Origin of the sequence: Arthrobacter oryzae, assembly GCF_030812315.1 — a bacterium.
Lineage (GTDB): Bacteria > Actinomycetota > Actinomycetes > Actinomycetales > Micrococcaceae > Arthrobacter > Arthrobacter oryzae_B.
In genome coordinates, this window is record NZ_JAUSSM010000020.1 from 1 (window position 1) to 15,863 (window position 15,863).

Sequence of the window (15,863 nt, forward strand, 5' to 3'; positions counted from 1 at the left end):
GCGGGCGGCGGCGAGTTTCACCGCGGCCAGTCCCCGGACCAGGTACATGTTCGAGGACAGCGGCTGGCCGGTGATGGGGAAGTTCTCCACGGCCCTCAGGGTGTGCACGCCCCAGTACGCGGCGGCGGGCACGTCCCGGTCGCCCAGGAGGTCGTGTTCGGAACGGGTGTCCGGGGCGGTATCGGCAATGGTGGTCATGGGGTCCTCACAGGGCTTCGTTGACGGGCGTGGACAGGAAATCGGCGGCCTGCAACAGACCCACGGACCGTCCGCCGCCGAGGACAGCGCCGGTGGCGATGCCGGCGAGCGGTGCGGTGTCGACGTCGAGCGCTTCCAGCGCGCGGACGGTGACCGGCATGCGGGCGCGGTCCCCGCCGTCGGATATCTTCACTGCCACAGCGCGTCCGTCCGGCAGTCCCACGAGCTGCACGCCCTCGAAGCCGTCCTTGGCCAGGAGCCCCGGGGCGAGGCGCATCAGTTCGGTGACATCGCGGCCAGCGCCCGCCACCATTTCGGGGTGCTGCATCATCGCGCGGCCGACGGCGGCGTCCGGGCTTTCGGGGTCGGTCACCACTGCGGAGGTGATCCGGCCGAACGCGCGGGCCATTCCGCGGAGGGTGAGGGCGAACAGGGGAGTGCCGCAGCCGTCGGTGCTGGTGCGCTCGGGTTCTTCCCCCGTGAGTTCCCGGACCGTGTTTGCTACGAGCCGCTGCAGGGGGTGTCCGGGATCAAGGTAGCCGCGGACCGGCCAGCCGTTGATGACGCAGGTTGCGGCCATGGCGGCGTGCTTGCCCGAGCAGTTCTGGGTCAGCTGGGTGGCGGTTCCGCCGTTGCGAAGCCATTCCTCCCGTTCATCGGAACCGTACGGGAGGTCAGTGCTGTTTTCCAGGGCGTCCGTCGTGAGGCCGTGCATTTCGAGGATGCGGAGGGCGCCGTCGCGGTGCACCGCGGCTCCGGAGTGGCTGGCCGCCGTGAGGGCGAGGAGATCGGCGGGAAGGTCGAGGCCGGCGCCGACCATGGCCACGGCCTGCAGTGGTTTGAGGGACGACCGCGGGTAGAAAGGGGTCAGCGGGTCCCCCGCGGAGAACAGTGTGCGGAGCCCGCCGTCAGCCGATTCGTCCGGGGCGGTGGCGATCACTGAGCCGTAGTGGACGCTTTCCACAAGCCCGTCTCGGGTCTGCACCGCCAAAGCGGTGTGCAGCGGCAGTGCCGGGAGGTCCGGGGTCTGAACCGGAGTCTGGGCAGGAACGGGCAGGGCAGGGGAGAGCATGGGGTCCTTGGGTTTCGGTGCTGTGTGTCGGGTGTGCGTCGGTGGCTGGGACTACTGGTTGAGGATGGAGTCGAGGGCCGCGCCCACGGCCTGCAGGTGTTCCCGCATGGCGGAGCTGGCCTCGGCGGCGTTGCCGGTTTCGATGGCTGCCAGGATCCGCTGGTGTTCCTGGTCGGAGGCGTGCTGGCGGTCCGCCACCATGTTGAGCGTTTCGGACTGGTGCGCCAGGGCGTCGCGGATGTCGGAGACCACGTTTTCGAACACCTTGTTGTGGCTGGCTCGGGCGATGGCTGCGTGGAAGCTGGAGTCGAGGGCCACCCAGGATTCGGGGTCGTCCTCGGCGGCCATTGCGGCGACGATCTCCCGCAGCCCTTCAAGTTCCTCTGGCGTGCGCCGTTCGGCGGCCAGGCCGGCGGCCGGGACTTCGATGTGCGGCCGGGCCTCAGTGAGGTCCAGGGCGGAATACTGGCCGAGCACCAGGTCCTTGGCCACGCGGTTGGCCACCACGAATGTGCCGCGGCCGGTCTTGGTCATGGTCAGGCCGAGGGCGTTGCAGGAGCGCAACGCTTCCCGGACCACAGAACGGCTCACCCCGTACTGCTGGGAAAGGGTGGCCTCGGAGCTCAGTTTGGCGCCGATCTCCAGCTTGCCGGATTCGATGTCCGCGCGGAGGACGTTGAAGACGGCCTCTGCCGCGCTAAGGCGGGTTAGAGGCTGTCCTGCTGTCCGGCTGTCTGACAGGTTCACGTTTCAAATATGGCACGGGTCACACAGGCTGTCAATTGCGCGTCGGTCGCGATGAGCAGGGTCGGTACGTTCGTTCCGAAACTCCCTGTTCAACCAGGCGTATCCTCCCTAGAATGGAAAGCGGCAAAGGAAACGGTACGTTCGTGCCTATCGGGAGGTCCAGCATGGCGGATGCGTTTACTGACGGGCTTGCGGCCGCGGTCCGCGCCCGCCGGGCTGCCCTGCGGCTCACCCAGCATGACCTGGCGCAGCTCGCCGGAGTCTCCGAACGCTTCGTCCGGTTTGTTGAGCAGGGGAAGCGCAGCGTGCAGCTCGACTCGCTCCTGCCGCTGCTGGAGACGCTCGGGCTTGAGCTTCAGCTGACCACGCGGACACGTGCCGCGGCCTGGGCCATCGACGGACACCGGGCCACCAACCAGTCCCTGCCGGGGAACAGGCCATGAGACACCGCGTCGCCGACGTCTATAAGGCCGGCGTACTGGCCGCGCGGCTCGATCGGCATGAGGGCGGCACGAAGTTCAGCTACCTCCCGGCCTACCTGGCGGCGGGAGGTCCCGCCGTCGCCAGTTCCTTGCCCCTCACCGCCAAGCCGGTGCTGTCAGCGGCGGGTGCCGCACCGCCGTATTTCACCGGGCTCCTGCCGGAGGGCAGGCGGCTGAATGCGCTGCGGCGCTCGGTGAAAACCAGCGTGGATGACGAACTCTCGCTCCTGATCGTTGCCGGCGCCAACCCGGTGGGCGATGTGCAGATCGTGGGCCACGGCGAACCCCTGGACCCGGACGAGCACGCGGTGGAACTGAACCCGAAGGCGCCGGTCGATTTCGACGCGCTCCTGGGCGATTCCGGGCTGATCGACCCCGTTGCCCTGGCCGGCGTGCAGGACAAGCTGTCTGCCGGGATGATCTCCATGCCCGTGGCCAGTGCCGGCCGGCGCTACATCCTCAAGCTCAATGCGCCCGAATTCCCGCACGTGGTGGAAAACGAGCTGGTGATGTTCCGCTATGCGGCAAGGCTGAGGATTCCGCTCAGCCGTGTGCGGTTGATCCGGGACGTCGGTGGCCGGCCGGGGCTGCTGGTGGAGCGGTTTGACCGGATTCCGCTGCCGGGCGGCGCGCACGGCGCGGTGCAGCGGCTAGCTGTGGAGGATGGTGCGCAGGTGCTGGGGCTCTACCCGGCGGACAAATACAACGTGGGCTATGGGCAGGTGTGCCGCGCCCTGGCCGAGTACTGCGCGGCGCCGCTGCCGGCCCTGCGGAACCTGGCCATCCAGGCTGCCTTCGCATGGCTGAGCGGGAACGGCGACCTTCATGCCAAGAACGTGTCCATGGTTCAGCAGCCGTCGGGTGAGTGGTCCATCGCGCCGGTGTACGACATCCCCTCCACGGTGGTTTACGGCGACAAAACGCTGGCCCTGACGCTGGACGGCAAGCGGACGGGGATCTCGCGGAAGCATTTCCTCGGCTGGGCCACGGGCCTGGGGCTGACGGAACGCGCTGCGGTGCAGGTGCTGGAGCTGGGACTGAAGGCGTCCGGTCCGCTGGTGGCAGACCTGGAAACGGGCACGGCCTTCGCAGGAGCGGACGACGACGGCGCCTCACCGTTTTCGGCGATCGTCACCAGGTCGTGGCTCAAGGAACTCAAGCACCGCCGCCGGCTGCTGGAGGCGTAGGGCAGTCCGTGCCGCAAAGGTGAGTCCCGGCGTCGGGCGCTTGCCAAAGAAGCAAAGCAGCAATTAGAGGTGCTGGATCCCGGCCCGCTGCATCGCGTCCTTGTAGATCTCGACGCTCTTGCTGAGCAGCTCTTCCTGTTTGTTCGCGGAAACCGCAAAGGCCCGGCCGCCGAGGGCGCTGGCCTTATAGACCTTGATCCCGGAGTTCTTCAGGGACTGGTGGTACGTCTTTTCGAAGAGCGTCAGGAAGGTCTGGGCATCCGTGCCGTGGGCGATGATGGCGGAAACGCGCTTGTTGATCTTCAGGAACTGGCGGAAGGGCCTGAGGCCGTCCGTCTTTTCCTGCACGTTGAGGGCGGACGGCAGATCGGGATCGCGCACCCAGGGGTAGGCGTTCCACGGCATCACGTAGCGGGGGTCGAGTTCCACGATTTCGTAGATTGAGGTGGCCCGCCGGGCTGCTTCGTCGTCGTTGAAGTGCGAAACGAAGCCCGATTCGGTGCCCTTTCCGGGGCTGACATGGAGACTGACGATCCTGCACTCGTCCTCATCATGGACGGGGTCGATGTACGGGACTACTGAGCCCGGCTTCTTTTCCATGAGTTCGTCGCAAAGCTGGGTTACAGCAGCGATGTTCGGTTCCTGCAGCAGGGCCTTTTTTTCGTCCCAGTCAATCGTCACGATTTCTCCCTCAGCACACGGCGTCCAGAATCAGGCGTCTGGTTCCACTCTACGCTTTTGGCCGGGGTTGATGTTCGGCGGGTTTCAACTCTTGCGCTGAGCCCTAAGTGGTAGCTACATGAGTAATGAACCAGTACACCAAGCCCGGCTCCGGGTCGCAGGGAGGGAGGATCGGCAGTGCTTGACGATTCTCGTCCGATTTTCATCCAGATTGCCGAGCTCATCGAGGGTGACATCGTGGCCGGAACGCTTTTGGAGGAGGCGCAGGCGCCGTCCACCAACGAGCTCGCCGCCTTCTACCGGATCAACCCGGCGACGGCCGCCAAGGGGATCAACAAGCTTGTAGATGAGGGGATCCTCTACAAGAAAAGGGGGATTGGCATGTTTGTTGCCACCGGAGCACGGACCCGGTTGCTGGAGCGCCGGAGGGAAGAGTTTTACCAGGACTACATCCAGCCGCTGACCCGTGAGGCGGCCAAACTCGGCATCAGCGCCGAAGTCCTGACAGAAATGATTAGCCGCAGCAGCGCGGAGCCCGTACTAACTGAAAGGAGCGCGGGACGGTGAACGGAGAACAGCCGCCAGTCATTGACCTGACCGGTGTCACCAAGAGATACAAAGACATCAATGCGGTGGACGGGGTTACCCTTCGCATCGACGGCGGGAAGATCTACGGCCTGCTGGGAAGGAACGACGCCGGCAAGACAACACTGATGTCCGTTCTTACGGCCCAGGATCCCGAAACTTCCGGTGACGTTAAGGTCTTTGGGAAACACCCCTATGAGAACGACCGCATCCTGTCCCGGATCTGTTTCATCAGGGAATCGCAGAAATACCCGGAGGACTTCACCCCCGCGCAGGCCTTCAATCAGCCGCGCTGTTCTTTGACAACTGGGACCAGCACTTCGCCGACCGGCTGGCGGAAGAGTTCACCCTCCCGCTCAAGCGCCGGATCAAGAAGCTTTCACGCGGCCAACTGTCCGCAGTCGGCGTCATTATCGGCTCGCTTCGCGCTCCGAACTGACGTTCTTCGACGAACCCTACCTGGGGCTCGACGCCGAGGCGCGGCAGATCTTCTATGACCGCCTGGTGGAGGACTACTCCCGGCATCCGCGCACCATCATTCTCTCGTCGCACCTGATCGATGAAGTGGCCAACCTGCTTGAACACGTCATCCTGATCGACAAGGGACGCATCGTTCTCGACGACGACGCCGAGAGCATCCGGGGCTCGGCCGTCACCGTCACGGGCGAGACGACAAAGGTCACCGCTTCACAGCGGGCCGGAGGGTCCTGCACCGGGAAGGGCTTGGGTCACTCGCCTCGGTCACCATTGAGGCCCGGCTCGGCAGTGAAGACCGCGACTTGGCCGCGGATCTGGGGCTCGAGCTATCCGCGGTGATCCTGGCGGGGTCCTTCGCACTCACCTATGCGATCTGGCTCATCGTCCCGAACCACGACGGCGAACCGCTCTACTCGGGTGCCTCCCAGGCTGTCGTCTGGTACTTCCTGGCGCTGGGCATCCAGTCCCTCACCATGACCTTCCCCTTCTCACAAGCCATGAGCGTCAGCCGCCGTACGTTCTTTATCGGAACCACCGGCCTCTTCGCCGTCGTGGCCCTGGTTGTCAGCGTGTTGTATTACTTGCTGGGGCTGGTGGAGGTAGCGACCGGCGGCTAGGGCCTGAAGGGGCGGCTGTACGCGCTTGGCTGGGTGGCGGGAAGCCCGGCGATAGTCCAGATCCTCTTCTACTTCCTCGTCATGGTGGGCCTGTTCATGATCGGCTTCTGGTTTGCCACTGTCTACAAGCGGTGGCGGACCACAGGAATGCTGGTCGCCTGGGCCGCCATTGCGCTCCTGCTTATCGGCCTGTTGGCACTGACTACGTGGCAGGGATGGTGGCCGCAAGTGGGAGCCTGGTTCGCGGTCCAGACGCCCTTCAGCGTTAGCGGCTGGACGGCCGTGTTCTGCGCTGTCCTCGCCGTGGGCTCGTACCTGACCCTGCGCCGGGCAACGCCGTAAGCAGGCCGTGCCGTTCGTAGGCCGTGCCGTAAGTGGCCGCGGCTCACGCCGCGGCCACAGCCCTGAGCCTGCCGCGTTTGAGCGCCTTGGCCAGGTGCCGGAGTTCGCGCCGATGGCGGGAGGCCGCTGCATCGGGAGGCAGATGCCCCGGCAACGGCGGGGCCGTGGACTGGTAGCTGTGCCCGGTGGGCGTTGTCAGTTGGATAGTCTGCCGGGGTCCGGGCCGGGGGTGGGCGCTCCACCCGGGCGATTCCTTGGTGTGGTTGCAGGCTTCACAGAGTCCTGCGCCGTTGCTCTGCGTCGTCGTTCCGCCGCTGTGCCAGGGGAGGACATGGTCCAGGTGCCTGATCGGGGCGTCGCAATACGGCGTACGGCACGTGTGGTCCCGGATTTGGACAAAGCGGCGCAATCCGGGCGGGAAGAGCCTTCTCTTCGATTCCATTGCGACCAGATCTCCGGTGCCCGGAGCGGTGTAGAGCCGCCGGAGCCAAACGTTCATGGGCCGGTCCTGATTTTGGACAGTAATCCCCCGGGCCCATCCGGCAGGGACGATGCCGTAACCGGGCAGCCGCGCAGGTTCGCTGTCTGCCTGGAACAGCGTGCGGTCGGTCATGACGAGCTGGATCTCGATGCCGCTGATTCCACCCGCAGTCCCCGTGGTGCGTTCAACGAGCGCGTCGGCCATGAGCTGGCCGCGGGAGCGCGGGTCTCCGTCGGAGCGGAAGGCGTCGGCATGCTTTGTGAGGGCCGCATGGACCGCCACGCCCTCGGCTACTGGGAGCAACGCCGTCAGGTAGCACATGGTGTCGGGCGCGGGCCGAAGACTCACGTGGCGTTCGGCGGCGGCGTGGCTGGCGCGGTCCGCAACAGACCGAGGATCGCGCCGGTAGGCGGCGGTCCGTGCCGCGGAGATAACGGCACGATCGCCCGCTCCGCTGAACCTCCCGCCGTCGGACATCAATTCCTCGTCGACGGCGCTGCGGTCCGTTCCGGACAGGCAAGCGGTCTCACGTACTAAAAGCGTGGCGCGCCACTCATTGAGCTGACCCGTTTCCAGCCCGGCGAGGGTGTGCGGCATCTCGGTGACGAGCGCCTTCGCGAGACCAAGGAGCCGGCTGCCCCTGGCCGGTGATTCCCGCCGGGCGAGGGCGATCTGTGCCGCGACGCCAGTGCCCAGTTCGTCGGCTGGCACACCGGCGCGTGCCTGATCGCTGCGCTGTTTCAGGTCAAAGGAAACGGTGATCCGGGCCTGCAGCGCGGCCGCGGCGGACTTACACGCCTCGAGGTCGCGCAGCTGATCAATCATCCCTGCGCTGTCCACGGCCGGCAGTGTGTCAGCGAGGGCGCGGATCATTTCCTTGACCGTCGCACCCGCTGCTGCTCTCGAACCCACTTCAGGCCTCTGTCCGCCGTCCATGCCATAAGTCTCCCCGCGACCACTGACAATAAGGCGGCTACTCAACCCGAGGATCCGGCGGATCCGCCGGTTCAGGGGAACGGCCCGCATACGACTACTGCGCGGGCGGGCCGTTCCGGGAAGGGTGTAGCTGTCCCTAGTGCTGGCCGAGGCTTCCTGCCGCAGGCGGGAGGCCGCCGTCGCGCTTTTCTTCGTCGCGTCGCTCAGCCTCGCTTCTTGTGTCGCTTGCCGCGGTCTCGTCGGAATCGCCTTCGAAATCGACCAGTCCGTTCGTCTGGTCGAAGGGCTTGGCAATCCGCTCGTCGCTCAAGGCGGAGCCGGTGTCTGTTGTTGTGCCGGGCCCTTCCGCGGCCCCGATGAAGCCGGACGCGTTGGTGGCCGGAACGGCTGGAACCGGCGACTTGGAGACGGGCACATTGGTGGTGGGGGTGGGGTTGTTGTCCTTGTCCCGCATGCTCGCGGCTGCTCCCACTACCGCGGCCGCCGCGACTCCAACTCCCGCCGCGACCTTTCCCGAGACACCGGCCTTGCCGGAATCGCCGCGGGAAGCCGCCGCAGCGTCGACGCCAGGAGTCCCTGGTGAGGCGCCTTCGTTGACCGTCCCCCGCCAGGCGCCGCTCGCGTAGCCTTCGTCCTCGATGAATTCCTTGAACTTCTTCAGGTCCGCTTCCACCTGACGGTCGACGACGTTCAGCTTGTCGCCCAGGGTCTCCACGATGCCTTCAGGTTCGTATTCGAGCGAAAGCTGCACAGAAGTCTGGCCCCCTCCGACGTCTTCGAAGGTGACGGTTCCTGCATTCGTCGCGCCTTCGGTCGCTGCCCAGGCGACCTTACGGTCCGGGACCTGCTCCAGGATTTTCGCCTCCCACTTCCGGCGGACGCCTGCGATCTCAGCGACCCATTCAAGCCGGTCGTCGCTAAGTTGCGTCACGCTCTTCACGCCACCCATGAAGTGCGGAAATTCCTCGAACTGGGTCCACTGGTTGTATGCCGTGCTTGCCGGGACGTTGACCAGAATCCGTTTGTCGACCTTCGTGCTCATGGTGTCTCCTTTGACTGGAACGAATGGTGCGGGCCTGATAACGACGAAGTCTTCGCCAAGTAATCAGTATGCTTACTATAACTTTGACGACGCGGTCCGGCTAGAGTTTCAGTGGCGGCCGCCGCCGTTTACGTGTTCACGAGCCAAGGACCCAACCATGCAGGTCAACCGACAGGCGTTTCGTGAGGACGGTTTCGCCGGCTTCAGGGCCTTCGAGGAACTGGAAATCAACCGGATTCCGCAGGCGCCGGGGATCTTCGCCGTCCTCACACCCGAAAATTTCCAGGTGCAGTTCCTGGCCAAGAGCACGGCCGGCGTGTTCAAGAAGAAGGATCCATCCCTCACTCAAGCGGCGCTCGCAGCTGAATGGGTTGACGGCGCCGACGTCCTCTACGTCGGGAAGGCCGGGCCCGGCAGCAAGGGCAACCGCGGTCTGCGCAGGCAGGTCCAGGAATTCATCGATTTCGGCAAGGGAAAGCCGCCCGGCCACTGGGACGGGCGGCTCATCTGGCAGCTCGCGAACGCCAAATCCCTGCTCATCGCCTGGAAGGAGCTTCCCGCCGGTGGGCTGAACCAGGAAGAGGCCAAGTATCACGCAGGCTTCCGTGAGGAATTCGGCCGCTTGCCGTTCGCCAATTTGGTTCAGGCCCGGGTTAAGGGGTAGCGCAGGGCGGCGTGGGGGCCTCAAGTGTCCGTTCGCGCTGGTCAGCCGCCCTGCTTAGGCAACGCGCCGCCGTCGTACGTGAACCGGCCCGCAACGAGCGTCGCCGCCACCGGCATCGACGCGAACGTCCTGTCGGGAACGCCGAGCGGATCGGCATCCAGCACCGCGATGTCCGCCGGGTCCCCCACGCGGATCCGGACCTGTCCCCGGGACGACGCAAACAAGGCTTCCGCCCGGGTGATCGCCTGTTCCGGGTGCCATGGTCCGCGGCCGTCCTGGGCAGACCTGGTGGTTGCGGCCGACATCGCGGTCCACGGATCCAGGGGAGCCACCGGCGCGTCAGAGCCGAGTGCCAGCGTGGCCCCTGCAGCCAGCAGCGACCGCAATGGAAACGCCCGGTCGGTGCGCTCACCCCAGTTGGCGTCGGCAGCGTCCCTGTCATCAAGGGCATGTGCCGGCTGGACGCTCGCAGTTATGCCCAGCCGGCCGAAACGGGGGAAGTCCTCCTGCCGGACAAACTGGGCGTGTTCGATCCGTCCCCGGATGCCGGCAGCCTCGAACGCGTTCAGCGCCACTTGGTTCGCGGCGTCGCCGATGGCATGGACCGCCGGAAGGAAACCAGACTCGCGGGCCCGGACCAGCAACGCCAGCAGTTCCGTTTCGCTGACTGTCAGCAGCCCGCGTCCACCATGCGGATACGGGTCCACGCAATAGGCGGTCCGGGTGTTGAGGGAGCCGTCAATCAGCACCTTGAGCGGTCCCACCCGGAGCAGGCCCTTCCCGCCCGGAATGTCCAGACCTGTCCGCATACCCTCAAGCCGCGCCCGGTCCAGGTGCTGCGGGTAGACGCCGGCGTCCACCCGCAGCGAACCGAAGCCGCCGGTGACTCGCCTGAGCCACACATCGCGGTTCCAGGTCATCTCGAAGTCCACTATGCCCACCACGCCCCGAGCGGCGGCTTTCTGCGCGGCTTCCCGGACCCAGGCGTCCACAACGGAGTCCGGCAAGCGGCCGAGCTCGCGGGTCAGGGCAAACGCCGGGTCCTCGCGCAGCAGGCCGCTGGCGTCCACGTCCACTCCGTAGCGTCTTGCGGCGGCACTGTTCACCCAGACACAGTGGAGGTCGTGGCTGATAAGCGCCGCGGGCAGGTCCTGCGTCACGGCGTCGAGCATCGCCAGGCTGGGATCGTCCGCCCAGACGGCGTCGCGGAAACCCACGCCCACCAGCGTCGGAACGCCGCCGCCCTCGCCGCGACTGCCGCCGTCGAAGGTGCCGTCCTCACGGCCGGCAACCCGGGACCGGATGATGCCGACGGCCTCCCTCGCCGAGGTAGCGTTCGACAGGTCGATCCGGTTGGCTGCCATGGCCCACTGGGTCACGTGCACATGCTCATCCCACAAACCCGGAATCACGTACCGGCCGTCGAGGTCAACGATGCGGGCGCGGGCCGGGCGGTCTTCGGCCGCCGTTATCCGGGTGACAAGCCCGTTGGAAATGTGGATGTCCTGGGATTTCGCTTCTCCGGGCTGCCGGACGGAGGCAAGGACGAGTTCGGGGGCGGCGTTTGGCATACGTACAGGCTACTAAGCCGTCCCGACGGCGTTGCCGCATACGGGACTTTCGTCCCTTACCCGTTCAACCGGGGCCGGTCATTCTTGATTTGGGGCATTTCACGTATGCGTTACACACGCACGCACCTTGGGGGTGGGAGATGCTTCGCCGCAAAGCAACAGGTCTCGCTAAATCATTGGGGAAGGGCTGGCGCTGTGCGCCTCCCGGACATAGCAGGAGACCACGGCCTCATGAATCATCAGACCCGTACCGTCTTGGGTACCCGTTCCTCCGCCGTCTCCCGTCATGGAGCCGCATCCACCACGCATTATGAGCATTCTGAGCATCGGTTGAAGATCGTGGTCCGCATTGAAGCGGACCTGGAGGCTGCCAGCATCGAAGTCCGTGGCGTTGTGACCGGGGCCAGCCTCCGCGCGTTGTACGTGGTGGCGCGCCGGACCACATCGCTGCTGCACGGCAAGGAACTCACCATTGACCTGTCCCGGGCAAGGGTCACCGAACCGGTCCTCGAGCAACTCCACGAGTGCGCCCGCCTGTCCCGGCTGTCGTCAGGGGTGGACAGTTCGGAAGTGCCATGCCGCGTCAGAATCGTGGATCCGGCCTTCATCCACCGGGTCAAAGAGCACGTATGAAAGCCCTGGTGGTCTACGACTCCGCGTACGGCAACACGAAGCAGGTAGATGAGGCCGTGTCCGGCTCTTCATCCACGGTGACGCGGCGAAGAAGATGACCGAGACGCTGAAGGCCGGCGGCGCGGAGATCGTCTCCAAGCCCATGGCCTTCTCCGTGAAAGGCAGCGAGGGCCCGCTCCGTAGCGGCGAACTCGAAAAAGCGGCCGCATCGGCCGGGGACCTGCTCAAGAGAGCAGGTCGGTAGCCGCCGGGGGGAAGGCCAGAGGCAAGAAAGGACTGCGGCCATGAAACCAGGTCGGATAGTCATGCTGGTGCTCGGCACCCTCGCTGCCCTGCTGGGGTTGGGACTGCTGACGGCCGCCGCCGGAGTCGGATGGGTCAACTTCCAGCAGCGCGACAATGGATTCTTCACGACCCCCACCGAGCGCTACGACGTGGGCACAAGGGCCATCACCTCGCCCGGCCTGAACGTCCTGGTGGACGAGGAACTGCCGGACGTCCTTCCGGTGGACAGCGCGGGCCGGGTGCTCCTCCGCGGAACGGCGGCGTCCGGACAGCAGATCTTCATCGGCATCGGACCGCAGGAGGACGTGGCCCGCTATCTTGCCAACGTCCGGCATTCCGAGCTCACCGAAGTGGATTTCTCCCCGTTCCGGGCCCAGTACCGTGAAGTTCCCGGTGACGCCGTACCTGCCGCTCCGGGAACTCAGCCGTTCTGGTCCACCTCCGCACAGGGAACGGGAACCCAGCAGATTGAGTGGGACCTGCGCACCGGCCGCTGGGCCGTGGTGGTTATGAACGCCGACGGCGGGACTCCGGTTTCCGTGGATCTGCAGGCAGGCGTCCGGTCCGATCTGCTGTTGCCGGTGTTCATCGGGCTCCTGATCAGCGGCATCGCGCTGCTGGCTGTGGGCGTTCCGCTGATTGTGGCCGGCGCCGCCGGTCTCGGCAAGCACGGCCCGCCCCCGCATCGACCGGCAGCCGGACCGTCGGCTGGCGTAGCCGCACCTGCCGGCCCGGTAGCGGGACCGGCTGGCGTGCCATACGCGGCCACGCCGCCCGGGGGCGTTCCGCCGGGCGGGGCCAGCGCTCCCCTGGCCACAGAGCCCGTGCCCTGGGACTCCGCACTCTATCCGGTGCGGCTGAACGGATACCTCGATCCGGGCCTGTCCCGCGGCATGTGGCTGATCAAGTGGTTCCTGGCCATCCCGCACCTGATCGTCCTGTTTTTCCTCTGGTTCGCGCTTATCGTCACCACGATCGTGGCGTGGTTCGCCATCCTGTTCACGGCCAGCTACCCGCGCTCGCTGTTCAATTTCAACGTGGGTGTGCTGCGCTGGAGCTGGCGGGTCTCGTTCTACGCCTTCACAGCTATCGGAACAGACCGATATCCGCCGTTCACGCTGGCCCGGACGGACTATCCCGCCGACTTCGACGTCGCCTACCCGGAACACCTCTCGCGCGGCCTGGTCCTGGTCAAGTCGTGGCTGCTGGCCATCCCGCACCTGCTGATCGTGGGGGTGCTTGCCGGTACGACGCGCACCTGGGTGGCGTCCGACGACGACTGGTCCGGCTCCGGGGCCCGTTACGCCTCGGGCGGGACGTTTTCGCTGATCGGGCTCCTGACTTTGATCGCCGGGGTTACCCTGCTCTTCACCGGCAGGTACCTCCGAAGCCTGTTCGACCTGTTGCTGGGCCTCAACCGCTGGGTATACCGCGTCACCGCCTATGTGGCCCTGATGCGGGACGAATACCCGCCGTTCCGCCTGGACATGGGTCCGACGGACCCCGCCGACGTTCCGCCGGGAGGCTACCCGCCGCCGGTCCCCGCCCGCCCTGAAACGCCAGCCCCGAAAGGTGAGCCATGAAACTCACGGTCCACACGTTCCTGACCCTCGACGGCGTCATGCAGGGCCCGGGCGGCAGGGACGAAGACACCAGCGGCGGATTCGAATTTGGCGGCTGGCTGGTTCCGCACGTTGACGACGACTTTGGCCGGATCGTTGACCGCTGGTTCTCCGAAGCCGACGCCATCCTCCTCGGCCGGACCACGTACCAGTTGTTCCACCCCTACTGGGAAAAGGTCACCGACCCGGAGAACGGCGTGGCAGCCGCGCTGAACAGCTTGCCCAAGTACGTAGTCTCCAACACCCTCAGCGAAGCCACGTGGAACAACACCACCATCCTGTCCGGCAACTTCCTGGAAGCCGTCGACGACCTCAAGTCCGGCCCGGGCCGCGAACTGCAGGTGCACGGCAGCCACCACCTTGCCAGTGCCCTGCACGATGCAGGCTTGGTGGACGAATACAGGCTCATCGTCTTCCCTGTAGTGCTCGGCAAGGGCAAGCGGCTCTTTGAAACAGGCGCCGCGCCGTCCGCCTTCACCCTGGCCCGGAGCAAGGCCACTGCGTCCGGCGCCGTCTCCCTGGTCCTGGAGCCCGCGGCGTTTGGTGCCGGCGACCTGGCCGTGGGGGATTTTGAGGTACAGGACGGGCGGGACCAGATTAGGGAGTGACCCGCCGCGGCGCGATGCCGATTGAGCCTTCAGCCGAAGCGGAACCCTTGCCACCTGACGCCCGCGAGAACATAGTGGAGGGATTCACCACTCCGGGGCAGGAGGCCCGCAATGCTGCTGGAAAAGGGTACGGGGCCAAATGGAACAGGGCCTCATGGCCTGCTGAGGGGCCGCACAGCCCTGGTCTACGGTGCCGGGGGACCGATCGGCGGTGCAGTGGCCCGGGCTTTTGCAGAGGAAGGCGCCGATGTTTTCCTCGCTGGCCGCACGGAATCACGGCTGCTGAAAGTAGCCCGGGACATCCGTGCGGCGGGCGGCAGCGCGGAAACCGCCGTCGTCGACGCCCTGGACGAAACCCAGGTGAACGGCTTTGTGGACCAGGCCGCCAAAAAGACCAAACGCATCGACATCTCCTTCAACCTGATCTCCTACGGGGATGTCCAGCAGCCCCTGATGGAAATCTCCGCCGAGGACTTCAGCCAGCCCGTCAGCGCCGCAACCCGGACCCACTTCCTCACCACCCGCGCCGCGGCGCGGCACATGATCAGGCAGCGTTCCGGCGTCGTCCTGATGTTCGGCGGTTCCGGCCCCCAGACCCTGGCCGGGCTTGGCGGGTTCAAGATCGCCCTGGATGCCATGGAAGGGCAGCGCCGGCAGTGGGCGCTGGAACTCGGCAAGAACGGCATCCGGGTGGTCACCCTCGTGACGGGAGGGATCGTGGAAACCATTCCCTGGCAGGCCGATGGGCGTGAGGAGATCGTGGACGAAATCACCCGGACGGCGCACCTGAACCGGACTGCCACACTCGCCGACGTTGGCAACGTGGCCGTGTTCGTCGCGTCGGACCGGGCCGGCGCGATCACCGACGCCACCGTGAACATTTCCTGCGGCGCCATCGTGGACTACTGAGGCAGGATCCCCGGCAGCAGGCTAGGCCACCAGGTTGTCCGCTGCGGTGTCCATGTGTTCGCGGATGGTCTTGCGGGCCAGGGCAGCGTCCCCGGTTTCAATGGCCGCCACGATGTCGTGGTGCCGGTCCACACTCATGTTCGAAACGCCCTTTTCCAGCCCGGCGAACATGATGGACATCCGGATGGAGCCCTCCAGCGACTCCCACGAGTGGAGCAGGGTCTCGTTCCCGGTGAGCCGGCACATGGTGCGGTGGAACTCGAGGTCGGATTCGATCCGCTCCTCAAGGCTGCCCTTGGCGGCGGCATGCATGGCGTCGATGGCCGCGCGCAGCGAGCCGATGACCTGCTGGCGTTCCGGAAGTTCGCACAGGGTCCGGGCGGCCAAGGATTCCAACGCCGCACGCACCGAGTAGATGTCGCGGATTTCCTTGGCGTCCAGGTGCCGTACAGAAAGGCGGCCCCGTGGCCCCGCTGACAGCAGGCCTTCCTGCTCAAGCTGCCGCAGCGCTTCGCGGAGCGTCCCCCGGCTGATCTGGAGCATGTCCGACAGTTCAGTCTCCACCAGGTGCCGGCCGGGTTCCAGTTCGCCGCTGGTGATGGCCGTGCGCAGTGCGGAAAGGGCCTGCTCGCGAAGGCTCTTCTTTTGCAGTCCGAGGAGGTGTGCTGTTGCTCCGGCCATCGTGGTACTTCCTCACTGTCAGTGGTCGACTGTTTACAGTCAG

The 15,863-nt window shown here is 66.0% G+C and carries 17 protein-coding genes and 2 pseudogenes; 11 read left to right on the plus strand and 8 right to left on the minus strand.

Annotated features, from left to right (window positions below; all coding sequences use genetic code 11):
• The 3 genes and pseudogenes from aspA to J2S97_RS22620 form a co-directional block, all read right to left on the minus strand.
• Positions 1 to 198, minus strand: a pseudogene (gene aspA, locus J2S97_RS22610) (aspartate ammonia-lyase); the annotation flags it as partial.
• A gap of 7 nt (positions 199 to 205) precedes the next feature.
• On the minus strand, positions 206 to 1,270 hold the full coding sequence (locus tag J2S97_RS22615) for an asparaginase (RefSeq protein WP_307052177.1): 1,065 nt from the start codon (positions 1,268 to 1,270) through the stop codon (positions 206 to 208).
• 51 nt (positions 1,271 to 1,321) lie between these two features.
• Complete coding sequence (locus J2S97_RS22620) at positions 1,322 to 2,017, minus strand: FadR/GntR family transcriptional regulator (protein WP_307052178.1); 696 nt, start codon at positions 2,015 to 2,017, stop codon at positions 1,322 to 1,324.
• A gap of 164 nt (positions 2,018 to 2,181) precedes the next feature.
• Here J2S97_RS22620 and J2S97_RS22625 point away from each other — a divergent pair, with 164 nt between their 5' ends.
• Positions 2,182 to 2,460, plus strand: coding sequence for a type II toxin-antitoxin system Y4mF family antitoxin (locus J2S97_RS22625; RefSeq protein ID WP_307052179.1), 279 nt, complete (start codon positions 2,182 to 2,184; stop codon positions 2,458 to 2,460).
• Complete coding sequence (locus J2S97_RS22630) at positions 2,457 to 3,686, plus strand: type II toxin-antitoxin system HipA family toxin (RefSeq protein WP_307052180.1); 1,230 nt, start codon at positions 2,457 to 2,459, stop codon at positions 3,684 to 3,686. Before J2S97_RS22625 ends, J2S97_RS22630 begins: the two co-directional genes overlap by 4 nt.
• A 63-nt stretch (positions 3,687 to 3,749) precedes the next feature.
• Here the strand turns inward: J2S97_RS22630 and J2S97_RS22635 are convergent, their stop codons facing one another.
• Positions 3,750 to 4,367, minus strand: a complete 618-nt coding sequence (locus J2S97_RS22635) for a uracil-DNA glycosylase (RefSeq protein ID WP_214955065.1) — start codon at positions 4,365 to 4,367, stop codon at positions 3,750 to 3,752.
• Between the two features lie 177 nt (positions 4,368 to 4,544).
• Between J2S97_RS22635 and J2S97_RS22640 the strand changes: the two genes are divergently transcribed.
• The 3 genes and pseudogenes from J2S97_RS22640 (at position 4,545) to J2S97_RS22650 (ending at position 6,388) form a co-directional block, all read left to right on the plus strand.
• Positions 4,545 to 4,934, plus strand: a complete 390-nt coding sequence (locus J2S97_RS22640; protein ID WP_307052181.1) for a GntR family transcriptional regulator — start codon at positions 4,545 to 4,547, stop codon at positions 4,932 to 4,934.
• Positions 4,931 to 5,773 (plus strand): annotated as a pseudogene (locus J2S97_RS22645) (ATP-binding cassette domain-containing protein); the annotation flags it as partial. The gene J2S97_RS22640 and the pseudogene J2S97_RS22645, both read left to right, overlap by 4 nt.
• 306 nt (positions 5,774 to 6,079) lie before the next feature.
• Positions 6,080 to 6,388, plus strand: coding sequence for a hypothetical protein (locus tag J2S97_RS22650; protein WP_307052182.1), 309 nt, complete (start codon positions 6,080 to 6,082; stop codon positions 6,386 to 6,388).
• Between the two features lie 43 nt (positions 6,389 to 6,431).
• On the opposite strand, the gene J2S97_RS22655 is transcribed toward J2S97_RS22650, so the two are convergent.
• A complete protein-coding gene (locus J2S97_RS22655) occupies positions 6,432 to 7,805 on the minus strand; it encodes an HNH endonuclease (RefSeq protein ID WP_373460642.1) in 1,374 nt (457 codons plus the stop codon).
• A gap of 136 nt (positions 7,806 to 7,941) precedes the next feature.
• Positions 7,942 to 8,847 (minus strand): SRPBCC family protein, encoded by a 906-nt coding sequence (locus tag J2S97_RS22660; protein ID WP_307052183.1) that lies wholly within the window; start codon positions 8,845 to 8,847, stop codon positions 7,942 to 7,944.
• Between the two features lie 157 nt (positions 8,848 to 9,004).
• On the opposite strand from J2S97_RS22660, the gene J2S97_RS22665 reads away from it, so the two are divergent.
• Positions 9,005 to 9,511 (plus strand): hypothetical protein, encoded by a 507-nt coding sequence (locus tag J2S97_RS22665; RefSeq protein ID WP_307052184.1) that lies wholly within the window; start codon positions 9,005 to 9,007, stop codon positions 9,509 to 9,511.
• Positions 9,512 to 9,552: 41 nt separating this feature from the next.
• On the opposite strand, the gene J2S97_RS22670 is transcribed toward J2S97_RS22665, so the two are convergent.
• Entirely contained in the window at positions 9,553 to 11,082 is a 1,530-nt protein-coding gene (locus tag J2S97_RS22670; protein ID WP_307052185.1) for an amidohydrolase, read from the minus strand.
• A 231-nt stretch (positions 11,083 to 11,313) separates the two neighbouring features.
• On the opposite strand from J2S97_RS22670, the gene J2S97_RS22675 reads away from it, so the two are divergent.
• From J2S97_RS22675 to J2S97_RS22695, 5 genes are all read left to right on the plus strand, one after another.
• The gene (locus J2S97_RS22675; RefSeq protein ID WP_307052186.1) at positions 11,314 to 11,715 is read left to right on the plus strand and encodes a hypothetical protein; all 402 of its coding nucleotides are present in this window, start codon (positions 11,314 to 11,316) and stop codon (positions 11,713 to 11,715) included.
• A gap of 94 nt (positions 11,716 to 11,809) precedes the next feature.
• Complete coding sequence (locus J2S97_RS22680; protein ID WP_307052187.1) at positions 11,810 to 11,959, plus strand: hypothetical protein; 150 nt, start codon at positions 11,810 to 11,812, stop codon at positions 11,957 to 11,959.
• Positions 11,960 to 11,999: 40 nt separating this feature from the next.
• Entirely contained in the window at positions 12,000 to 13,583 is a 1,584-nt protein-coding gene (locus tag J2S97_RS22685) for a DUF4389 domain-containing protein (protein WP_307052188.1), read from the plus strand.
• The gene (locus tag J2S97_RS22690; RefSeq protein WP_307052189.1) at positions 13,580 to 14,230 is read left to right on the plus strand and encodes a dihydrofolate reductase family protein; all 651 of its coding nucleotides are present in this window, start codon (positions 13,580 to 13,582) and stop codon (positions 14,228 to 14,230) included. Before J2S97_RS22685 ends, J2S97_RS22690 begins: the two co-directional genes overlap by 4 nt.
• Positions 14,231 to 14,341: 111 nt before the next feature.
• On the plus strand, positions 14,342 to 15,139 hold the full coding sequence (locus J2S97_RS22695) for an SDR family NAD(P)-dependent oxidoreductase (protein WP_307052190.1): 798 nt from the start codon (positions 14,342 to 14,344) through the stop codon (positions 15,137 to 15,139).
• Positions 15,140 to 15,160: 21 nt separating this feature from the next.
• Here the strand turns inward: J2S97_RS22695 and J2S97_RS22700 are convergent, their stop codons facing one another.
• Positions 15,161 to 15,820 (minus strand): GntR family transcriptional regulator, encoded by a 660-nt coding sequence (locus tag J2S97_RS22700; RefSeq protein ID WP_307052191.1) that lies wholly within the window; start codon positions 15,818 to 15,820, stop codon positions 15,161 to 15,163.
• Positions 15,821 to 15,863 lie beyond the last annotated feature (43 nt).

Excerpts from the sequence above, each read along its gene's own strand:
- J2S97_RS22615 (WP_307052177.1), bottom strand. The coding sequence starts at position 1,270 with ATGCTCTCCCCTGCCCTGCCCGTTCCTGCCCAGACTCCGGTTCAGACC.
- J2S97_RS22625 (WP_307052179.1), top strand. The coding sequence starts at position 2,182 with ATGGCGGATGCGTTTACTGACGGGCTTGCGGCCGCGGTCCGCGCCCGC.
- J2S97_RS22630 (WP_307052180.1), top strand. The coding sequence starts at position 2,457 with ATGAGACACCGCGTCGCCGACGTCTATAAGGCCGGCGTACTGGCCGCG.
- J2S97_RS22655 (WP_373460642.1), bottom strand. The coding sequence starts at position 7,805 with ATGGACGGCGGACAGAGGCCTGAAGTGGGTTCGAGAGCAGCAGCGGGT.
- J2S97_RS22660 (WP_307052183.1), bottom strand. The coding sequence starts at position 8,847 with ATGAGCACGAAGGTCGACAAACGGATTCTGGTCAACGTCCCGGCAAGC.
- J2S97_RS22665 (WP_307052184.1), top strand. The coding sequence starts at position 9,005 with ATGCAGGTCAACCGACAGGCGTTTCGTGAGGACGGTTTCGCCGGCTTC.
- J2S97_RS22670 (WP_307052185.1), bottom strand. The coding sequence starts at position 11,082 with ATGCCAAACGCCGCCCCCGAACTCGTCCTTGCCTCCGTCCGGCAGCCC.
- J2S97_RS22675 (WP_307052186.1), top strand. The coding sequence starts at position 11,314 with ATGAATCATCAGACCCGTACCGTCTTGGGTACCCGTTCCTCCGCCGTC.
- J2S97_RS22680 (WP_307052187.1), top strand. The coding sequence starts at position 11,810 with ATGACCGAGACGCTGAAGGCCGGCGGCGCGGAGATCGTCTCCAAGCCC.
- J2S97_RS22685 (WP_307052188.1), top strand. The coding sequence starts at position 12,000 with ATGAAACCAGGTCGGATAGTCATGCTGGTGCTCGGCACCCTCGCTGCC.
- J2S97_RS22690 (WP_307052189.1), top strand. The coding sequence starts at position 13,580 with ATGAAACTCACGGTCCACACGTTCCTGACCCTCGACGGCGTCATGCAG.
- J2S97_RS22695 (WP_307052190.1), top strand. The coding sequence starts at position 14,342 with ATGCTGCTGGAAAAGGGTACGGGGCCAAATGGAACAGGGCCTCATGGC.
- J2S97_RS22700 (WP_307052191.1), bottom strand. The coding sequence starts at position 15,820 with ATGGCCGGAGCAACAGCACACCTCCTCGGACTGCAAAAGAAGAGCCTT.